This is a genomic window from Bacillus sp. EB106-08-02-XG196, assembly GCF_013396335.1.
In the GTDB taxonomy this organism is placed as follows: Bacteria; Bacillota; Bacilli; order Bacillales; family Cytobacillaceae; genus Neobacillus.
The window spans coordinates 1-20,309 of record NZ_JABWSY010000031.1; the positions used below are offsets into that span (position 1 = coordinate 1).

20 protein-coding genes, 2 tRNA genes and 1 riboswitch are annotated in these 20,309 nt (G+C 38.5%); of the genes, 11 read left to right on the plus strand and 11 right to left on the minus strand.

What is annotated here, in order from left to right:
- Nucleotides 1-165: 165 nt before the first annotated feature.
- Together MLOOGBEN_RS28350 and MLOOGBEN_RS28355 are read right to left on the minus strand one after the other, a co-directional pair.
- The gene (locus MLOOGBEN_RS28350; protein ID WP_179161593.1) at nucleotides 166-1,026 is read right to left on the minus strand and encodes an EamA family transporter; all 861 of its coding nucleotides are present in this window, start codon (nucleotides 1,024-1,026) and stop codon (nucleotides 166-168) included.
- 410 nt (nucleotides 1,027-1,436) lie between these two features.
- The gene (locus MLOOGBEN_RS28355; RefSeq protein WP_133370143.1) at nucleotides 1,437-1,775 is read right to left on the minus strand and encodes a winged helix-turn-helix transcriptional regulator; all 339 of its coding nucleotides are present in this window, start codon (nucleotides 1,773-1,775) and stop codon (nucleotides 1,437-1,439) included.
- 105 nt (nucleotides 1,776-1,880) lie between these two features.
- Here MLOOGBEN_RS28355 and MLOOGBEN_RS28360 point away from each other — a divergent pair, with 105 nt between their 5' ends.
- Nucleotides 1,881-2,732, plus strand: a complete 852-nt coding sequence (locus MLOOGBEN_RS28360; RefSeq protein WP_179161594.1) for a pirin family protein — start codon at nucleotides 1,881-1,883, stop codon at nucleotides 2,730-2,732.
- Nucleotides 2,733-2,792: 60 nt separating this feature from the next.
- Nucleotides 2,793-3,197 carry a DoxX family protein gene (locus MLOOGBEN_RS28365; protein WP_179161595.1) on the plus strand — a complete coding sequence of 135 codons (405 nt, stop codon included), beginning with the start codon at nucleotides 2,793-2,795 and terminating at the stop codon, nucleotides 3,195-3,197.
- A 220-nt stretch (nucleotides 3,198-3,417) separates the two neighbouring features.
- On the opposite strand, the gene MLOOGBEN_RS28370 is transcribed toward MLOOGBEN_RS28365, so the two are convergent.
- Both MLOOGBEN_RS28370 and MLOOGBEN_RS28375 read right to left on the minus strand, forming a co-directional pair.
- The gene (locus MLOOGBEN_RS28370) at nucleotides 3,418-4,524 is read right to left on the minus strand and encodes a glycosyl hydrolase family 18 protein (protein WP_179161596.1); all 1,107 of its coding nucleotides are present in this window, start codon (nucleotides 4,522-4,524) and stop codon (nucleotides 3,418-3,420) included.
- 174 nt (nucleotides 4,525-4,698) lie between these two features.
- Nucleotides 4,699-5,253, minus strand: a complete 555-nt coding sequence (locus MLOOGBEN_RS28375) for a YhcN/YlaJ family sporulation lipoprotein (RefSeq protein ID WP_179161597.1) — start codon at nucleotides 5,251-5,253, stop codon at nucleotides 4,699-4,701.
- Nucleotides 5,254-5,400: 147 nt separating this feature from the next.
- Here MLOOGBEN_RS28375 and guaC point away from each other — a divergent pair, with 147 nt between their 5' ends.
- A complete protein-coding gene (gene guaC, locus MLOOGBEN_RS28380; protein ID WP_179161598.1) occupies nucleotides 5,401-6,384 on the plus strand; it encodes a GMP reductase in 984 nt (327 codons plus the stop codon).
- Between the two features lie 432 nt (nucleotides 6,385-6,816).
- Here the strand turns inward: guaC and MLOOGBEN_RS28385 are convergent, their stop codons facing one another.
- A complete protein-coding gene (locus tag MLOOGBEN_RS28385; RefSeq protein WP_179161599.1) occupies nucleotides 6,817-7,674 on the minus strand; it encodes an alpha/beta hydrolase in 858 nt (285 codons plus the stop codon).
- Nucleotides 7,675-8,088: 414 nt separating this feature from the next.
- A complete protein-coding gene (locus MLOOGBEN_RS28390) occupies nucleotides 8,089-8,937 on the minus strand; it encodes a DegV family protein (protein ID WP_179161600.1) in 849 nt (282 codons plus the stop codon).
- Nucleotides 8,938-9,242: 305 nt separating this feature from the next.
- Here MLOOGBEN_RS28390 and MLOOGBEN_RS28395 point away from each other — a divergent pair, with 305 nt between their 5' ends.
- The 6 genes from MLOOGBEN_RS28395 (at nucleotide 9,243) to MLOOGBEN_RS28420 (ending at nucleotide 15,449) form a co-directional block, all read left to right on the plus strand.
- The gene (locus tag MLOOGBEN_RS28395; protein ID WP_179161601.1) at nucleotides 9,243-10,325 is read left to right on the plus strand and encodes a branched-chain amino acid aminotransferase; all 1,083 of its coding nucleotides are present in this window, start codon (nucleotides 9,243-9,245) and stop codon (nucleotides 10,323-10,325) included.
- A 216-nt stretch (nucleotides 10,326-10,541) separates the two neighbouring features.
- The gene (locus MLOOGBEN_RS28400; protein WP_179161611.1) at nucleotides 10,542-11,054 is read left to right on the plus strand and encodes a M15 family metallopeptidase; all 513 of its coding nucleotides are present in this window, start codon (nucleotides 10,542-10,544) and stop codon (nucleotides 11,052-11,054) included.
- A 172-nt stretch (nucleotides 11,055-11,226) separates the two neighbouring features.
- A complete protein-coding gene (locus MLOOGBEN_RS28405; protein WP_179161602.1) occupies nucleotides 11,227-12,423 on the plus strand; it encodes a class I SAM-dependent rRNA methyltransferase in 1,197 nt (398 codons plus the stop codon).
- A 196-nt stretch (nucleotides 12,424-12,619) separates the two neighbouring features.
- Nucleotides 12,620-12,800, plus strand: a riboswitch (Lysine riboswitch).
- A gap of 130 nt (nucleotides 12,801-12,930) precedes the next feature.
- The gene (dapA, locus tag MLOOGBEN_RS28410) at nucleotides 12,931-13,809 is read left to right on the plus strand and encodes a 4-hydroxy-tetrahydrodipicolinate synthase (RefSeq protein ID WP_179161603.1); all 879 of its coding nucleotides are present in this window, start codon (nucleotides 12,931-12,933) and stop codon (nucleotides 13,807-13,809) included.
- A gap of 353 nt (nucleotides 13,810-14,162) precedes the next feature.
- On the plus strand, nucleotides 14,163-14,642 hold the full coding sequence (locus tag MLOOGBEN_RS28415; protein WP_179161604.1) for a DUF2243 domain-containing protein: 480 nt from the start codon (nucleotides 14,163-14,165) through the stop codon (nucleotides 14,640-14,642).
- Nucleotides 14,643-15,449: a cytochrome c oxidase assembly protein gene (locus MLOOGBEN_RS28420; RefSeq protein WP_179161605.1), complete on the plus strand. Its 807-nt coding sequence runs from the start codon at nucleotides 14,643-14,645 to the stop codon at nucleotides 15,447-15,449.
- 78 nt (nucleotides 15,450-15,527) lie between these two features.
- On the opposite strand, the gene MLOOGBEN_RS28425 is transcribed toward MLOOGBEN_RS28420, so the two are convergent.
- Nucleotides 15,528-16,220: an aspartate/glutamate racemase family protein gene (locus MLOOGBEN_RS28425; protein WP_179161606.1), complete on the minus strand. Its 693-nt coding sequence runs from the start codon at nucleotides 16,218-16,220 to the stop codon at nucleotides 15,528-15,530.
- Between the two features lie 114 nt (nucleotides 16,221-16,334).
- Between MLOOGBEN_RS28425 and pdxR the strand changes: the two genes are divergently transcribed.
- Nucleotides 16,335-17,744, plus strand: coding sequence for a MocR-like pyridoxine biosynthesis transcription factor PdxR (pdxR, locus tag MLOOGBEN_RS28430; RefSeq protein ID WP_179161607.1), 1,410 nt, complete (start codon nucleotides 16,335-16,337; stop codon nucleotides 17,742-17,744).
- Nucleotides 17,745-17,858: 114 nt separating this feature from the next.
- Entirely contained in the window at nucleotides 17,859-18,047 is a 189-nt protein-coding gene (locus MLOOGBEN_RS28435; RefSeq protein ID WP_179161608.1) for a hypothetical protein, read from the plus strand.
- Between the two features lie 136 nt (nucleotides 18,048-18,183).
- On the opposite strand, the gene MLOOGBEN_RS28440 is transcribed toward MLOOGBEN_RS28435, so the two are convergent.
- The 4 genes from MLOOGBEN_RS28440 to MLOOGBEN_RS28455 form a co-directional block, all read right to left on the minus strand.
- Nucleotides 18,184-18,639 (minus strand): SRPBCC family protein, encoded by a 456-nt coding sequence (locus MLOOGBEN_RS28440; protein WP_179161609.1) that lies wholly within the window; start codon nucleotides 18,637-18,639, stop codon nucleotides 18,184-18,186.
- 302 nt (nucleotides 18,640-18,941) lie between these two features.
- Nucleotides 18,942-19,811, minus strand: coding sequence for a nitroreductase family protein (locus MLOOGBEN_RS28445; protein WP_179161610.1), 870 nt, complete (start codon nucleotides 19,809-19,811; stop codon nucleotides 18,942-18,944).
- Between the two features lie 345 nt (nucleotides 19,812-20,156).
- A tRNA-Ile gene (locus tag MLOOGBEN_RS28450) sits at nucleotides 20,157-20,230 on the minus strand.
- Between the two features lie 5 nt (nucleotides 20,231-20,235).
- Nucleotides 20,236-20,309, minus strand: a tRNA-Gly gene (locus tag MLOOGBEN_RS28455).

Here is a 20,309-nt window from a genome sequence, read left to right on the forward strand (position 1 = left end):
TTTAGCAGCGAATTAGGAATCACAAGAGTAGACAAAATTCCCGCTATTGTCGAAAAATTCGCTTGATGGCTATGGTGTCTGGCACTGTTCGCTATAACCTCGATGACTGACCACTCTTTCTTCTGACTTTTCAGTCATCTCCCAATAGAAGTTACCACCTTATGGTCATAAAATCAGTAATATCGTCCCTGCCGTTATGACAATACCACCGATGATCGTGTGTTTAGCCGCTTTTTCTTTTAAAATAGTAAAACTTAATACCATTGTGAGAACCACACTAAATTTATCAATAGGGGCGACAATGGATACTTTGCCCATCGCGATTGCTGCAAAATAACATAACCATGATAAACCAGTAGCCACTCCAGACAGTACTAGAAAAAGGTACCCTTTTTTCGAAATGCTTTTCAATTTCTTGTGAGTGCCTTGGAAAAATACAATGGCCCATGCAAATATAAGGATTACAATGGTTCGTAGAAAAGTCGCCACATTGGAATCGACATCTTCCATACCGATTTTTGCTAATATGGACGTTAAGGCCGCAAATACGGCTGCTATAATGGCGTACACTATATATCGTTGGGATCCTGAAAACCGTTTCTTTTCTTCGTTTTTTCCAATCAAAATAAACGTTCCTATCGCGATAATCGCTCCTCCAGTTAACACATGAGGTTCCGCAGGCTCCCCTAATACTAGAATGGAGAAAATAATGGTGAGTACTACACTGGATTTATCTATCGGTACCACTTTGGAAACATCGCCAATGGCCAGCGCTTTAAAGAAAAACAACCAAGAAAACCCCGTTGCTAATCCAGAAAATAGAATAAACCATAATGCGCTGGTAGAAATCTGAGGTATACTGTCTAGTTGTCCGGTTATGATCACAATCAAAAATGCCATGATTAATACGACAATTGTTCGAATGGCTGTTGCTAGGTTTGAATTTACATTTTCAATGCCAACTTTTGCTAAGATTGCTGTAAAGGAAGCAAATAAAGCTGCCAATAATGCTAAAACAATACTCATTATGCACCTGCTTTTTTCTATATTTAAATTTTTTAAGGGTCATGTGTCTCCTTATCACTTTTACCATTATGTACGACTTTTGTTTTCAAATCTCCTTCTCATTTTTTATGTTTTATTAAACATTCACTTCGAATACAGTTGAAGAATGATTCATCCTATATTAAATTGAAATTGAAAAGGGCTTATTACAATAAAGTTAAATGATTCCGTTTTGAGGTGCTTTTCTAAAAACAAGTGCCAAAATGGTAGTCGTTTTGACATCGTTAATGGTATATAAAAAAGGCAAAACTCTCCATAATTGGCGGGTTTTGCCCTTTTTATATACCTAAAGCTTATTTTACTGCATCATTTGTTGAAGAACAAAATTCAGAAAATATATTTATGTCTTCCTTATCACAAGGAAGGAAATGTTAATCTAAAGTATTTTTAAATTTTCTCTTTTTATGTTCCATACTCCATTCGTGCATTGAATCTAAAATCGGCTTCAATGTCATTCCATACTCAGTTATAGAATATTCCACTTTAGGTGGGACTTCACGATATACCTCTCGACTTATGAGCCCCTCCTCCTCTAGTTCTCGTAATTGATTTGTTAGCATTTTGGGGGTAATACCTACAAGTGCTTTTTTTAATTCTCCATATCTCATTGTGCCTTCCGACATTAGATACAATAAGATGATAGGCTTCCATTTCCCAACCAAGATGGAAAGAGCATCGTGTACTTTACAAAATTCAGGTTTTATTTTCATCTTTACCTCCAATAGTATCTTTTCACATACTATATATCTTCAAAGTGCATACTTATATAATTGATTTTAATGGTTTATTATGAGTATGAAAAGGGGGCAATTAATATGAATACCGAAAATATTAAACGTCGTGAAATTAAAAAAGTATGGACAGTAACCGAACAAAAAATAAGCAATATTCATACCGCAAGTCCTATCCTTGCACCTGGCAACTGGGTAGATTATGACCCGTTCTTATTACTAATGGAAGATAAATTTCAAAAAGGAGCATTTAGTGAGCATCCTCATCGTGGTATAGAGACCTTAACATTTATCATTGACGGAAGGCTTAATCATTATGACAATGCTACGGGGGCAGGTGGAATCCTAGAAAAAGGGGACCTTCAATTTATGACTGCTGGTAGAGGAGTGATCCATAATGAGTCACCTCTTGACGGTGAAACAGTTCATCTTCTTCAGCTTTGGGTTAATCTACCTCGTAAATATAAAATGGTAAAACCCCGTTATCAAAATATGCACGCAAAAGATATGCCTGTTCATCAAGAAGACGGTGCCTTAATTCGAGTATATTCAGGTTCGTCTGGAGATATTGTATCGAATACCCTGAATTACGCACCTGTCACGTTTGTAGAAATGGTGTTGGAAGAAGGAGCATCCATTAGTCAAGACCTTCCTGGTACCTATAATGGCTATATTTATGTATTAGAAGGAAGTGGAACATTTGGTGAAAATAAAGTTGAGGCAAAAAAAGGGCAAGCAATGTGGCTAGGTTCCGCAAATGATGGGTTTAGGAGCAGTATTCGCATTTCTGCAAACGAAAAATTACGACTTGTTCTTTTTGCAGGTGAACCTCTAAGAGAACCTGTTGTAGCATATGGACCTTTCGTAATGAATTCAGAAGAAGAAATACGACAGGCTTATCGGGATTATCAGGAGGGTAAATTCGAAACTAGTTGAGTGAATTTGATTAGCTCATCAACGAACAAATTAAATAAAGATAATTAAAGGAGAAAAAAGATGATAGGGCTAGGTTTATTGTTAATACGCTTAGTAATTGGATTGTCATTCATAGCTCACGGAGCCCAAAAGTTATTCGGCTTTGGTGGCGGCGGTGGTTTAAAAGTAACTGGGAAGCATTTTGAAAAATTAGGAATAAGACCAGGGGTAACAATGGCGTTACTCGCTGGGCTATCGGAATTAATAGGTGGAGCTATGTTTGCGTTAGGGTTACTTACCCCTCTTGCAGGCATTGTGATTGCTGGAACAATGGTAGTAGGGATTTTTAAAGTTCACGGACCAAATGGTTACTGGATTACAAAGGGTGGATTTGAATACTGTCTTGCTGTATTAGTAGTAGCAATTGGTGTAGCATTTACGGGTGCAGGACAATATTCACTCGATGGTATTTTATTTTTAAATTAAATCCACTTTTAACCGCAAATGTTTTGGATTCAAGGAAACAAACGCTCAGAAGCTAATTCTGAGCGTTTGTTGTGAAACCATCACTAAGATTTCTACATTGATTAAAGGGTCTTTGTATGGGACAGGCAACGACATTCTTTATTCAATTTACGTTTAGTTAGTGCAAGAAGAAAAAAGCGATCGCCGGAGCCATCCCAACAGAATTTAGAGGATCACTCCATCACTTTTTAACTTTTATTTTCTCAGGTATAGTCTTCCAGTACATAGGGTCTTCTAAGCCAAGCCGCCAAATCCCGATTCCTCGTAAGTTATATTTTTCTACAAGATCTAGCTTAAACCGCAGACTATAGCTATTCTCAAACCATGCCTGGTGGCTATGTTGTTCTTTATCTATGTAATTGAAATGAGGTGTTTGCGAACGGCAGTCCCATATATCCTTAGCATTATATTTAGTTTTCTGATTCATTAACTGTGCATAGGAGCTATACGAGGCTTTGTTTGTTGTTGTATCCCAGTCCCATCCATAACCAGCGATACCGAGTAAAATTTTGGATGATGGTACTCCATGTTTCAGAGCATAACGAATCGTTGCTTCTGTCCAATTGACTGATGCCGTTGACCCAGGTGCTGTTCTTGGGTTGTGCTCATCATATGTCATAATCATTAACCGATCTGAATATTGACCAAGCTTTTCATAATCAAACCATGGTGACCAGGGATTAGCACGGGAATCACCTGTGTTAGCCGGGACTGAAACCGTAACTACTTTTCCATCACGATTTAGTGCATCAGACAAATTTTTTATCAGCAGACTAAAGGAATCTCGGTCAGTCAAATACAAATTTTCCATGTCAATATTAATTCCGTCATAATTAAACTGATTTATTTCATTGCGTAAGTTCTGAATGAAAACATTGCGGTTTGCATCGTTATCGAGGACATTACTCGCTACCTGCTTGCCCTTCTCCACGGTTTCATAAAATAGATTATGTACAAGCATATATACCTTCAGGTGTTTTTTATGAGCACTCTGAATCACCTGCCTTTTATGGTCTGCTGTAACGGAAGCTATAAGACTGCCTGGTCGTTTATCATCAAGCTTATACCAAAAGGGTGCAATAATGCTCAAATTGGCGAATTGCGAGTTCACTGTAGGTTGCGACCCTGGATACGTTCCCTCCTGCTCTGTGTAGAAACCTAAAACTTCACGTGGAGTTTTATTCTTATTGGATTCCTCTTTTCTTTGTAACTGACTACAGGATGACATTAGAAATAATGCCATGCTTACAGATATGATGGTGAATGACAGATAACTATTTTTCGCCATAATACACCTTCTTCTACTTTTTATATTTCTTAAGTTGATACGAAAAAGACGTATGCAAATTCATACGTCAATTCTTGTGTCATTTATTAAGAAAGCACCTGAAAACGGAACCTTTTACAATAAAGTTAGTAAGCCTTTTTGGAATTCTAGGTAATTATTATTCAAAAGTCCCGATTAATCATTGTTAAACCTCTCGTGATTATTAAAGACACTGCGCACCATTTGATTAAATCCGCCATTCATCCCTTCTGCATTTCTTCCATTTTGTATTTGGTCCCTATATTGGCTCATCTGTCTGACGAAGTCACGATTGCTTGAAATATATACATTACGAATAGATGTGTCTGCAGCCCTTACTTGTTGTGCAATTTGATCTTCGATGTAAGGATAAAGCTCGCCATGAAAGTCATCAGCCATAACAACCGCAACATAAGCATTACGGTTTGCAGCAATGATATTCGCACTTTTAACTTCATGTAAGTTCTCAACATTCTCTTCAGCTTCATCTACTACCCGTAAGCCTGTTTTATTAACATTGTTGGAAGTATTATTCATATTATTTAAGTTTAAATTGGGATTACCTAAACCATTTCCAATATTTAAAGCACCCGCATTGCGGTTATTGATTTCGCCGTGCTCATCTGTTTCTCTTCCTTCTTCCTTCATATTACACCCAGCAACTAATACAGAGATGCATAAGCAGGTGAATAGAATCTTAAATTTGTTCATATGATTCCTCCTAAAATGAGTTCATGTTTACAATTACCTTTATCCCCTTTTTTTATGTAGAGATTAGGAGGAATCTTTAAAAAAAGAATAAAAAGAAACCATTACAAACACACTAAACCATTGAGATTTTGTTTGAGGAGGATCCTTATGGATAGTGTGTTTGATTATGAAGATATTCAATTAATTCCCGCAAAAAGTGTAGTGAATAGTCGTACTGAATGTGATACTACCGTGTCTTTTGGCGGCAGAACATTTAAGCTGCCTGTCGTGCCTGCCAATATGCAGACCATTATTGATGAACAGATTGCTGTCTACTTAGCGGAAAATGGTTATTTTTATATCATGCATCGCTTTGAACCAGAGAGGCGGCTAAATTTTATTAAAGATATGAAATCACGTGGGTTATTTGCCTCTATTAGTGTTGGTGTCAAAGAGGAAGAATATCGATTCATTGAACAAGTAGCAGACGAGCAGATTACCCCGGAATACATTACGATTGATATCGCACACGGTCACTCTAATGCCGTGATTAAAATGATTCAGCATATTAAACAAAACTTGCCACAAAGTTTTGTGATTGCTGGAAATGTTGGAACTCCAGAGGCTGTTCGAGAATTAGAGCGAGCTGGCGCTGACGCGACAAAGGTTGGGATTGGACCAGGAAAAGTATGTATCACGAAGATTAAGACGGGATTTGGAACCGGCGGCTGGCAGTTAGCAGCTCTTCGCTGGTGTGCAAAAGCAGCAAGTAAGCCAATCATTGCGGACGGCGGGATTCGTACCCATGGGGATATTGCGAAATCGATCCGATTTGGAGCCTGTATGGTGATGATTGGTTCCTTATTTGCTGGACATGAAGAATCCCCTGGGAAAACGATTGAGAGAGATGGGAAGCTCTATAAAGAATACTTCGGCTCAGCCTCGGAATATCAAAAAGGGGAAAGGAAAAATGTAGAGGGCAAGAAAATGTTAGTGGAACATAAAGGTGCTTTGATTGATACTCTCATTGAAATGGAACAGGATTTACAATCCTCTATTTCATACGCTGGTGGAAACAAGCTGGAAGCCATCAAGTTTGTAGATTACGTCATCGTGAAGAATTCTATTTTTAATGGTGATAAAGTTTATTAGGTAGATTTTCACAGAAGTTAGACCGTGTTGGAAAATTTATTTATAAGAAGGCTTCCTGACTTTGGCCAGGACTAAGGCAACTTTTCCATTTTCTGTCCGAAGTAGCTTTGACTTCGGACAAGACTGACGGAATTTTGCCTTCGTGTGTCCGAAGATGCCTCGACTTCGGACAGGACTGACGGAATTTTCCCTTCTTTTGTCCGAAGATGCCTCGGCTTCGGACAGAACTAAAATAATCTTGCCTTCTCGTGTCCGAAGTAGCTTTGACTTCGGACACGACTAATGTAATTTTGCCTTCTTTTGTCCGAAGATGCCTCGGCTTCGGACAGAACTGACGGAATTTTCCCTTCTAATATCCGAAGATACCTCATCTTCGGACAGGACTGACGGAATTTTGCTTTCTTCTGTCCGAAGATACCGTTTTTGCTATAGTTAAACTGCCTGGACTTTATTTTTTTGAACTTTCTCCACCTGTTGGTCCAGCCATGTAACCATATCTTTTAGAAACTGCTCTTTACCTGCTCCATCAAAGGGTCGATGCTTAGCTGCAGGGTATTCAAATAGCTGTTTATCCTTTGATGAAACTTGCTTAAAAAAGGTACCAAGCTTTGTTGGCGGTGTTATTTTATCACGAAGTCCGTACTGTAACAAAAACGGCATCGTTATCAAATGTGCTTGATCTAATACCCTTGATACCCCTTGGATCAGCCCGCGTCCTAAACCAGGTGTAATGGTATTGTGCCGTAAAGAATCTGAATAAAATTTAGCTGTCATCGCTGAATTCTTCTTCATTAATTGAAAGTTTTTCGACTTATTGATGCTGAGGTCAGGCTTCAATTTACCCATTAAGGTTATACCTAACCGCTCAAATCTGGTCACTTCATAAGAGATGGCAGGAGCAATTGCAATGATCCCTGAGATACCAGAACTAAAATCTATAGCATAATCAAGGGCAATAACCCCGCCCATACTATGTCCGATAATATATAAAGGCAGTCCGGGCTGCTTTTTCGAAACTAACTTTCGAAACTTGTGTAAGTCGCCGCGATATTCATCCCAACTCTTTATAAATCCTCGTTTCCCCGAGCTTTTTCCATGACCGCGCAAATCAAATGTATAAACGATATATCCTTCTTGAACCAGGTTATAACTAATGTTGTGTAGACCGCCGCTATGGTCTCCGTGCCCATGGACGATAATAACTGTTGCTTTTGGAGCCGTTGAAGGTTCGATCATTCGATAAAATAATTCTGCTCCATCGACACCAGTAAAAGTCCCTTCTCTTGTCATTCTCGGGTAATCCTCCTGTTGAAGCCAATATATAATGATGTTTAGTATATCACAACGTTTTTAATCATATCTAATGAATTAATTTCTACAATTAAACTATATGGAACAGTGCTTTTCTCCAATAGGCTAAATGTTTTGTCGAGCATAAGGTGACATATTTATCAACATCGTTGAATAAAAATAGTATAAATATACATTTTCACTGGAAAGGGGAGTTTCTTCTTATGGATGTCTGCATTTCTTGTGGAGAGGAATTATGTATTATGGAGAGGAATCGTTGCGAGTGCTGGGATTGTAGAGACACGACAACCGAAGCATATACAGAAGATGAATAGTTGTTATATCCTAATTGAAGAAATTCTAAAAAGGCCGTTTGATTCATTCAAGCGGCCCTTTATCTGCTTATTTTACAAATTATTCGGTAACCCATGATAGTCCAAGAGTTCCAACACCCGTATGAACACCAGCAACGGTGATGAGCATTAATTTCTCTGTTTCTATATTTGGAAATGTTTCATTTACTAATTTTTCAAGACTAGCAGCCCTTTCACCGTCATTCGCATGGACAATGGCCACTTTCTGAACCTTTTTTGAAAGAAGGTCATCCTTTAAATGATTTACCATCCAAGCAAGAGCCTTCTTTTCCGTCCGGACTTTGTCTTTAATCTTGGCGGCTCCATCCTCAATTGATAAAATCGGCTTAATATTAAAGAGCGAGGCTAATATTTTTTGGCTTCCAGACACTCTGCCGCTTTTGTGAAGCTGATCGAGGTTTGATGGGACCAAGAATAATCGAGTGTGCCCGCGTAAAGAATTTAATTGTGAAACAACCTCGTCAATGTCGAGTCCCTTTTCAACTAGTTCTACCCCTCTTTTCGCAAGGAACGATAAAGGATATGAACCCGTATGGGAATCAATCGCAAATAATTTGAATCCAGCCATTTCCGCTGCCATAACAGAGGTTTGATAGGTGCCGGTTAATGTACTAGATGCATGTATGGCTATTCCAAAGTCATATTCTTCTTTTAACTTTTCATAAAGTTCAACGATGTCACCGATATTTGGCTGGGATGATTGGAATTTTCCTTCCTCATTCTTCATTCGATTATAAAAGTCTTCTTCGGTAATATCGATTGTTTCTTTATAAAATTTATCATTAATGACAACATGCAGGGGAATAACATGTATGTTATGCTGCTTAATAAACTCTTTGCTAAGAGAAGAAGTCGTATCTGTAATCCATGCAATTTTAGGCTGTTTCATATTATCCTCTACCTTCTTAAAATTCACTTAATCTGTATAATGGAAGTGAAATAGTAGTATTGTAATGAGGTTAAGATTACAAAAATGAGTACTTTTTCACCAGTTATATTTGTCATATATGACAAAGTTTTTTCGGTCTGACAAACATAAATGTCACCACTTTGACAAATCTGAATCAAAATTACCCTGATTTAATTAAAATAGTGGTATAGTATAGAAAAGAATTTTTACTATTCCAAAAAGATAATTTTTAAAGTAATATAGAGTTTAAAAACTGAACTTATAAATAAGAATGAGGTGTGAGCATGAAACAGGAGATTTCATTTATTCCAAGAGAACAATTAAAACCAAAGCCAGATCCCGCTTCACTTGGTTTCGGCAAGTATTTCAGTGATTACATGTTTGCCATGGACTATCATAGTGACTTAGGCTGGTTCGATCCGAGAATTACTCCTTACGAGCCGGTAACGCTGGATCCTTCAGCAATGGTTTTTCACTATGGACAAGCAATCTTTGAAGGTATGAAAGCATATAAGACTAAGGATGGGTCCATCCAATTATTCCGTCCGGAGAAGAATATGAAGCGTTTCAATGATTCTTGCGATAGGCTGTGCATTCCCCAAATTGATGAGGACTTCTTATTAGAAGGAATTAAACAATTAATTATTACCGAAAAGGATTGGGTTCCTAGTGGTGAAGGAACTTCGCTTTATATTCGTCCGTTTATTTTTTCAACGGAGGCGTATCTCGGTGTCCGTCCAGCGAAGCAATATAAATTGTTAGTCATCCTCTCCCCTTCTGGTGCTTATTATGGCAGCCAATTGAGTCCCGTTAAAATATACGTGGAAGAGCAATTCGTCCGTGCGGTAATTGGAGGCGTTGGCCATGTTAAAACAGCAGGCAACTATGCAGCCAGCTTGAAAGCGCAAGAAAAGGCAGATGCAGGCGGCTATGCCCAAATTCTTTGGCTCGATGCGAAAGAGAATAAATATGTGGAAGAGGTCGGCAGTATGAACATCTTCTTCAAAATCAATGGTGAAGTGGTAACTCCGAGATTAAATGGCAGCATTTTACCGGGTGTTACGCGTGATTCAGTGATTCAATTGTTAAAATATTGGAATGTTCCAGTACGCGAAGAGAAAATTTCCATTGAAGAGGTATTTGCTGCACATAAGCGCGGTGAACTTGAGGAAGTCTTTGGAGCAGGAACAGCTGCAGTTATTTCGCCTGTTGGTGAACTGACTTGGAATGATCAATCTATCATTATCAATAACAATAATATCGGTCAGTTATCTCAGGATATTTATAATGAAATGATAGGAATTCAACTTGGGAAAAAAGAAGATCCATTTAACTGGACCGTTAAAGTTGCCTCAGTAGAAGCTTAAATTGAATACTAACTTTGTAAAGATCCAGTTTACCTGGGTCTTTTTTTATGTATGGTTGAAATATATGGAAATCAAAAAATTGAAACAATGGGTCCATTTTTATCGTCTTAGATGTTGAAAAGATTTTTAGGTAAGAAAGGAAATGCAATTTTGAAACTTAACGGGCGAGGGAAACTATTTCTCACATTATTTATTGTTTTTATCCTTTATTTCATTATGAAAAATCCTTTAGGTTTTAACTTGCTTAATAGATTAACGATGGACTCTGCAGATTTACCGACCAAACTCCATCCCATCGTGAAGGAACGGAGCAATCAATTAATCCAGCAATCTGCCGCAAAAGGGATTGTGGTCTTAATTACGGATGACTTTCGCAGTGCGGAGGATCAGGATCGACTATTTGAACAAGGCCGGACAGCGGAAGGAAATATCGTAACGCATGCTAGGGGCGGAGAATCCTTTCATAATTTTGGGCTTGCCATCGACTTTGCCATAAAAACCCCTTCAGAAAATGTCATTTGGGATATGCAATACGACGGGAATCAGAATGGGAAATCAGATTGGGACGAGGTCGTGGAAATAGCAAAAGCTCTTGGTTTTGAATGGGGCGGTGACTGGCCTCAATTTAAAGATTATCCCCATTTACAAATGAATTTTGGATTAACACTTGCAGATTTACAAAATGGTAAGAGACCTGACGATTCATCTTTAACAGTGGATACCCACTAAGTAGAATTGCATTCCAAGATCCAGATGCCGCTGGATATTTTTTTCGTGTTCCGCTATCTTGAAATACGCGCTACTAATAGTAAAGAGTGTTATGATTGATAAATTGTGATTGATTTTATAAAAGTTTGTTTACAATGCTAATAATGATAAATACAAGAGATAGGATGAAAACATGAAAATAGAAGTCAGGTTAAAGGTGAAATCAAAGTTCGTTACTAAATATAAAAATGGCTACCCTCTCATTACAAAAGACACTATTATAAATCCTACTGCTTTAGATCAAGAAGGCTGCACCATAAACCTTGTTGATGAACAGAACCACTTTATTGCCAAAGGCTATTATGGGAAACAAAATAAAGGTCTCGGCTGGGTGCTCAGCAACATTGAGAAGGAACAATTTGATCATCGTTTTTTTGAAAAGACGCTAAAGGCTGCCTTTGATAGAAGAGAGCATTTTTTTCAGAGCTCTGAAACAACGGCATTTCGAGTATTTAACGGCGAAGGCGATGGAATTGGCGGTTTAACGATTGATTACTTCGATGGGTATTACGTCATTACCTGGTACAGTAAAGGCATCTTTCACTTTCGGGAGTTTATCATAGATTCATTGAAGAATTTGGTGGAGTATAAAGCCATTTATCAGAAAAAGCGGTTTGATGAAAGTGGTAAGTACATTGAAGAAGATGACTTCGTCGCTGGCGAACGAGGAGAATTCCCCCTCATCGTGAAAGAAAATGGCGTCAATATAGCGGTTTATTTGAATGAAAGTGCCATGGTCGGTGTTTTCTTAGATCAAATCGAGGTTAGAAAAAAATTACGAGATGTCTATTCAAAAGGGAAACGGGTATTAAATACGTTCTCCTACACCGGCGTGTTTTCAGTGTATGCCGCTTTAGGCGGTGCGGCAAAAACAACCAGTATTGACCTCGCGAATCGAAGCAAAAGTAAAACGATTGAGCAATTTAATGTGAATGGAATTGCTGCGGAAACTCAGGATATCATCGTCGAGGATGTATTCAAATACTTCAAATATGCAGTGAAAAAGGAGCTGCTGTTTGATGTCGTGATCCTTGATCCTCCAAGCTTTGCAAGATCAAAGAAGTTTGTCTTCAGCGCCGAAAAGGATTATAAAAATCTATTAAAAGAAGCCATTTCGATCACCGAGGATAACGGAATAATCCTCGCGTCAACCAATGCCAGCTCCTTTAATATGGACAAATTTAAAGGATTCATCGATACCGCCTTTAAGGAATCCAATAAACGCTATAAACTAATGGAAGAATTCTCACTTCCTGAAGACTTCAGAACCAACAAACATTATCCAGAATCCGACTACCTAAAAGTAGTCTTCATTAAAAAGTTAAAATAACTGTCCGCCTGAGGTGGACAGTGTCCACGGGCGGTGCCTGTCACCGTGACTATACGCGGAAAGCATAGCGCCTGGAGCGTAAATCAACAGCCTAGTTTAACACAGCCTATAAAAAAAAACAAACCTCTTGAACAGTATTGGATTGTCTGTTATATTTATTTATAATTAAATATTTTCTTACTTCATTACCTTTTGAAGTGAGGATAGAGGCGCAATGACCATTAGTACGCAGTTTGAGGATGATGAGGTCCTAAGACGATTGTGGAAAGGGGAATTTGCCGAAGCGGATGGAATCTCATTTTTCTAGACCGCTGGTTCTGCTATTGAAGAAATACAGAACTGTCATATAGGAGACTATATGGAGGGCTATCTTACGCAAAGGAACGTTTTTTTTATTATGTTTCTACTGCAGTAGCGAGCCTTCGCTGCTGCTTTTTTGCGTTAACTTTTGACTGACCTAAAGCCACCTCTAATTTTTCAAAAAAAATGATAAAAAGGGTGAATATGATGAATTTTGGCCAAGTGTTAACAGCGATGGTAACGCCATTTGATCAGCATGGTGAGGTTGATTTTAACGCAGCTCGAACACTAGTAAATTACTTAATTGAGAATGGTACAGATGGATTAGTGGTTGCCGGAACCACGGGAGAATCCCCGACATTAACAACAGAAGAAAAAATAGCTTTATTTAAATTCGTTGTCGAGGTTTCAGCCGGCAGAGTGCCTGTCATTGCTGGAACTGGCTCCAATAATACTAGAGCTTCTATCAGTTTAACAAAACTGGCTGAAGAGGCTGGCGTGGATGGAATTATGCTCGTTACACCATATTATAATAAGCCTTCACAAGAAGGACTGTTTCAGCACTTTAAAGCGATTGCCGAAACCACTTCCCTACCGGTAATGCTTTATAATATCCCGGGGCGCAGTGTCGTAAACATGTCTGTAGAGACTGTTGTCCGACTCTCAGAAATTAGTAATATCGTAGCGATAAAAGAAGCCAGCGGAAATCTAGATGCCATGGCGGAAATGATTAGCCGGACTTCAGATGATTTTACCTTGTACAGCGGTGATGATGGATTAACTATACCTGTTCTATCCATAGGCGGTGCTGGAGTTGTATCTGTTGCCTCGCATATTATTGGGAATGAAATGCAGGAAATGATCAACCAATTCAAAAATGGACGCGTGCAGGAAGCTGCAATTTCACATCAGAGACTTCTTCCTATCATGAAAGCTTTATTTGCGGCACCAAATCCAACACCAGTAAAAGCCGCACTAAATATGCAAGGTGTCCAAGTGGGTGGTGTCCGCCTGCCAATGGTTCCTTTAAATGATGAAGAAAAGAGTGTACTCCAAAAGGTCCTGCCTGCTAAGACTTTGGTTTAATGTAAAAACAAATTTGCCTGTCCCTATTTAGTGGGGCAGGCTCTCTTTTTTTCTTAAGCTCTGTTAAAGACAGATGTTGATTTTTCTTACGGAAATCCTTATGAAGGACTAATCTCATTGGGAGCTCTCCTGATTTGTCTTTCATCATGCTTATGAAGGACTAATCTCGTTGGGAACTCTCCTGATTTGTCTTTCATCGACCACATTATACTAATAATCAACAATCAAATTTAACAAAGCTTTATCCTAAATATACTGATACATTTCTCATTTGTTTCCCTATTACTGTTTGGATTTAATTCAGACAGGAAACACTATTGGATAGGAAAAAAGTGGAATAGGGAGAGAATTCAATGACAACGAGTCATGACGCACGATTGAATTATTTAGGACGTAATCTATTATCGGGCTGTTTACTTGGCCTTGGTTTTGTTGCTTTTATTGATGAGGCAGTTTTCCACCAGATTTTACATTGGCACCATTTCTATGACAAGTCTACACCTGATATTGGTCTCGTTTCGGATGGACTCTTTCATGCCTTTAGTTGGTTCTCAACAATTACGGGGGCATTTCTTGTCTCGGATTTACGGCGAAGAGATGCCTGGTGGCCAAAAAGATGGTTTGGAGGTTTTCTATTTGGAGGGGGTGCGTTTCAATTATACGATGGAACCATCCAACACAAATTAATGCGAATCCATCAGATTCGGTATAATGTGGAGATTGCCCCATATGACTGGGTATGGAATATCATTGCTGCCTTAATGATGATTGCTGGTTTGATTCTTATTTTTCGAACAGGACGGGAATCGAAAGTGATAGCAGGGTCTGCATAAATGGAAAATAACCATGTCCATCACGCCAGTGGGTCATCTTTCGAACTTCTACTGGCTCTCCCTTTTGTTCTGGTAGTTTTGTTTTATATTCTACTTGCATTAGTCTCAAACCGCCGGCATAAACGTTGGCCTTTCTTTCGATACTTATATTGGATTTTGGGAGTTCTTTCAGCATCGGTTGCTCTAATGGGTCCCATTGCTAATCTCGCTCATGAAAACTTCATGGCTCATATGGTTGGTCATCTATTCCTTGGAATGCTTGCTCCACTTCTTATATCCTTGGCTGCTCCTATGACTCTTCTTTTAAGATCACTTAGTGTGACTCGTGCTAGAAATCTTGCCCAAATATTGAAGAGCTGGCCAGTCAGTATTTATAGTAATCCTGTAGCCACCGCCCTTCTCAATATTGGCGGGCTATGGGTTCTCTATACTACAGAGCTGTACTTATTGATGCAGCAAAATGTACTTTTACATGCAGTGGTTCATTTACACGTTTTTTTAGCCGGATATCTTTATACAATTTCTATTATCTATATTGACCCGACACCACATCGGTATAGCTATACTTTCCGAACCATTATTCTCATCCTATCCTTTGCAGCTCACGGAATTCTATCAAAATATATCTATGCCCATCCGCCAGCTGGCGTACCTATTGAACAGGCAGAAGCCGGGGGAATGGTTATGTATTATGGCGGGGACATCGTGGAGATCTTGCTAATTTTCCTATTTTGCCAGCAATGGTATAGGAGCAAACGGCCGCGAACGCCAGTCGTTTTGACTTCTTTATTGGTACATAAAAAGTAAAACTCGCCACACAAAAATTGGCGAGTTTCTTTATTGTTCTCGGGAGCATGCCCAAACAGAGTCGCTTCTCCCTACCCCTTACTCATTCAGTGCTTTTTGAGCCACTTTATTAGCATGGATGAATGTCGTGTCAAATAAGGGAATGGATGTATCATTTTGCTGAATCAATAAAGGTATTTCGGTACATCCGAGGATGACGCCCTCTGCCCCGCGTTCTACTAATTTGTTGATGATATTCAAATAAGCTTCTTTCGATGCTGGTTCATTGATTCCTTTACATAGCTCCCCAAAAATGACATCATGAACGACTTTTCTGTCTTCTTCTTCTGGGATAAGAACCTCGATATTATTGTTAATCAATAGTTCTTTATAAAACGGCTGTTCCATTGTAAATCTGGTCCCTAATAATCCTACCTTTGATAAATTCTTCTTTTTAATTTCCTCAACCACACAATCGACGATATGAATTAGCGGCACATTAACAGCATCCTGTACTTCGTCTGCCATCAGGTGCATCGTATTTGTACAAATGGCAATGAGATCAGCCCCGCCATTTTCTAATACCTTTGCGGCTTCTATCATCTTATTTGTGGCTAATTTCCATTCGCCCTCTCTTTGCAGCTTTGCAATTTCTTCGAAGTTGAATGAATAGATTAAGCATTTGGCCGAATGAAGGCCGCCTAACTGCTCTTGAATATATCGATTTATATAATTGTAATAAACAGTTGTTGATTCCCAGCTTAAGCCGCCAATTAATCCGATTGTTTTCATAAAAATCGCCTCCTAATCATTACTTCCAAGATAGCATGTTATACTGGTACTACACAGAGCCAACAACAAGGAATCTTTATAGTACCAGTTTTGAAATAAGTCGGAGGTGCAGCCATGTGGTTTCAAGTGGATCGTACGAATAGCAAAACCTTAACACAGCAGGTATATGAACAACTGAGGCAATACATTTTAAATGGTGATTTGAAAACGGACGAGAAGCTTCCTTCTACACGGGAGCTGGCCAACTCACTTGGAATATCTAGAAATATTGTTTTAGAGGTCTATGATCAATTGGGGGCTGAGGGCTATTTAATCGTTCGCCCAAAGTCAGGCAGTTTTGTAGCTCCAGGATCGCTTTTTTTGAAAAATAAGCCACATTTACAAGTAAAACAAAGCGAACTGTTTACGATGGACCATCAAGATATGATTGATTTTAAGGCTGCAACTCCAGCGATGGATCATTTTCCCCGAAAGATTTGGGGACGACTTGCAAAGGATATATGTTATGACTCTCCCGATACGATTTTCGGATATCAGTCAGCTGAAGGGCTGCCTGCTTTACGGGAAGAAATTTCACGTTATATTTATAGGACTAGGGGAGTCGTTAGTGAGCCACATCAAGTGATGATTACATCGGGGGCAACACAAGCCCTGTCTTTAATTACAGAGCTTTTAATTAAAAATAATAAATTCGTTGCAGTTGAGGATCCAGTGACAGACGAAATGCGAACGATTTTTTCATACGCTGGAGCCAGTCTCTGCCCAATTCCCGTAGATGAAAAGGGGATAAATCCTGATAGGTTATCACAGGAGAACCCGCCTGCCTTCATTTTCGTTCTACCCTCTCATCAGTTTCCGATGGGTGTTACCTTAACGATTCAAAGGCGGATTCAGTTAATTGAATATGCACGGAAGCATAACTGCTATATTGTCGAGGATGATTATGATAGTGAGTTTACCTATGAAGGTACCCCTGTCCATTCGGTTCAGGGACTTGATCCGGGCAAAGTGATCTATGTTGGAACCTTTAGTAAAATTCTATCCCCCGGCTTACGAATTGGTTATGTTATTTTACCGCAGGAACTCATTGAGCCTTTTAAAAAGATGAAGTGGTACACCGACCGGCATCATTCTTCTCTCGAGCAATTAATCCTAACCAAATTTATGATAGAAGGTCATTTTGATCGCCATATTCGTAAAATGAAACGAATCTATAAACAAAGACGTGAGGCACTGGTAAAAAGTTTAAAGAAGCAATTTCCGGACTGTGTCATTTTAGGACATGCAGCCGGGATGCATTTAGTTGTAGAAATCCCTCGGGTCAACATACATCAATCCTTAATCGAATGGATTCAACATTATGGGGTGCAGGTATATTCGGTTGATCATTACTCACTAGTTAAGAATATACATGGTAATAAAATGGTGCTCGGATACGGGAGCCTGCCTCTAGAGAAAATTGAAGAAGGGGTCAGGAGGCTTAGAGAGGCAATTGAGAATTACCATTTTTCCAGCCTAAAATAGATGATTCAAATATTTAGCTATTTTAAACTTATTTTCCAAATGCCACATGTACTGCATAAGTTTAACACTAAATAAATATGATAAAATAAGTATCCTAAAAAAGGAGTTGTTTGAATGGAAGTCTTTAATAGAATCGCTCTATTCTTTGTAGTTTTATTCTCAGTCGTTATTATCTTAAATACTTATTTAGGAGAAACGGAACGGGCACAATCCAATGTTATTTACTTTTTGATGAATGGGTTTGCATATATTGTATCAGCTATGGATATGGAAAAAAGAACAGTGGAACAGTCGAAGATCTAGATATCAGGTATTTAATTAAACGTTTGATTAGTAGCTTTAAAACTCAGAAAATCCTTTTATACCAAGCCCGCAAATCATTTAATCAAACGTTTAATTAGTTTATCTCCCGATTTAATCAAACGTTTGATTAGTTTTTTTATTGATTTTTTTCAGCTATTCTTTTTAATTCTAATGCACGCGAAGCGATAAATCTTCTCATATACTTCTCCAAGAACAATTTATCAGCAATTACACCTAAAAAGCCAAAAGGTGACTTATATTGAAAATGATCAATCATTGTAGTCCCCTCTTCTTCATCAATAAACTGATGGATATGGATGAAGGACTTGAATGCTCCCTTTACCATTACATCCACAAAACTTTGAGGCTTTTCCATAAAAATTACCCTTGCGGTTAACCTTTGTTTGATACCAAAGTGCACAGCTTCCCAAATTACACTGTCACCTTCCTCTAACAGCCCCTCTGTTACACCCCCAACAGCCCTTTCCTTTGTTTTCAAGGTAGTTTGAGTATGAACATTGACATCTCTGGCTAGATTAAAACAAACCTCAATTGGCGCCTTTATTAACTGTTTATGCTCGATAACAGGCATTTCTACTTACTCCATTTCTAAATTTAAGGCTGTGTTATGATTCATTGTTGATTTTCGTGTAAGGTTAATCATTCATAGGCGGAGAATTTCCGGCTAATGTATATAAAGGAACCTTAAGAAGCTGATATAAGCGGAAATATTCCGGTTAACTGCTTTAAATAAGACAAAATCCAATGATTTGGATACCATAAGCGGAAAAACTCCGCTTATTATGAAGGAAATATGGGTATTTCCCAATTTAAGCGGAAATTCTCCGCTTATTTTCCAAACACAGTAAAATCAACATTCAGCTTTAACACAGCCTAATTTAAAAGAGTTTCCCAACTGGTAATATACTCCGTTTGCTCATTCGGAAGAGGCAAGTCTGGTTTTTCAACTCTCCAACGTCCTTCAATATCTAATTCCTTACAGGCTGATTCAAATTGACTCATGGCAATTCCCAAATCCAAAAGCTGCATATCATATCCTAATTTTGAACTATAATTCGGTGTATGCTCAATGTAAAAATGACAAACCTTTCGATTAGGAGTTAATACAAGTCTCCATGGCTGTTTATTTGATGCAGATGGTCCAAGTCTAACCATCTCGATTGGTACTTCAAGTAATCCCGCTTTTTGTTTATCCAATGGAATATCGAAAGTTGAATCAAAAAATAGCTTATCCCATGGCTTTTTATTATCAGCTTTTACAACGTATCGGAGTGCCTTATCAAAAACCCGTTGTTTTTGATTCGGGTAGCCGATTGGTGTTATACAGGGGATGAATTCTTCTTTCCCAAGCTGAATTTCCTGTTCAAACGAATTTCGGTTGAATGTACCACCCATCCAGCAAGTACCGATTCCTAATTCAGTTAACAAGATAACTAGTTTTTGAAAGATGTAAGCAAACTCTACAAGTGAGTATTTATTATTTTCTGTTACTCCAACTAAATATGCTTGTGGATTTTTAATAAATCCATATGTTCCTAACTTTATGCCTTTATCGCTTACATTATTGGTTACCTGAATCAGCTTAATACACCCTTTACTTCCAAATGGTCCTATTAAGTTGTCTTGATTATTTATGTAATCGTTAATTATTTTCAAATGAGAATCTGTTATGTTTTGAGTATCAAATGTCCTGATTGATTGTCGTTTTTTCATGGTTTCAATGGCTGCTTGATTAAAACTCATCATGGACCTCCTTTCTCACTCGGTTATATAATACAGATGTTTCCAACACGGTTGCACTTGTAGTCTAATAGTTACCACTTTCACGATTTTCCATCGCTTTCGGTCACTTATAACGCCTATTAGTTACCGTCTCCACTATTTTCCATCGTTTTCGGTCACTTATAGCCCTTATTAGTTACCGCTTCCACGACTTTTCATCGTTTATGGTCACTTATAAAAAACACTGGCCTCAATTCTTATTGTAACCACTCATGCTAGAAAATCCTAGAATAAGGTTATTGTCACTTTTCTATAAATAAAAAAAGAGCGATTACTAGTATTAGCAATCACTCTTTTTACTATGTATGGGCCTAAATGGACTCGAACCATCGACCTCACGCTTATCAGGCGTGCGCTCTAACCAGCTGAGCTATAGGCCCTTAATTGGAGCGGGTGATGAGAATCGAACTCACAACATCAGCTTGGAAGGCTGAGGTTTTACCACTAAACTACACCCGC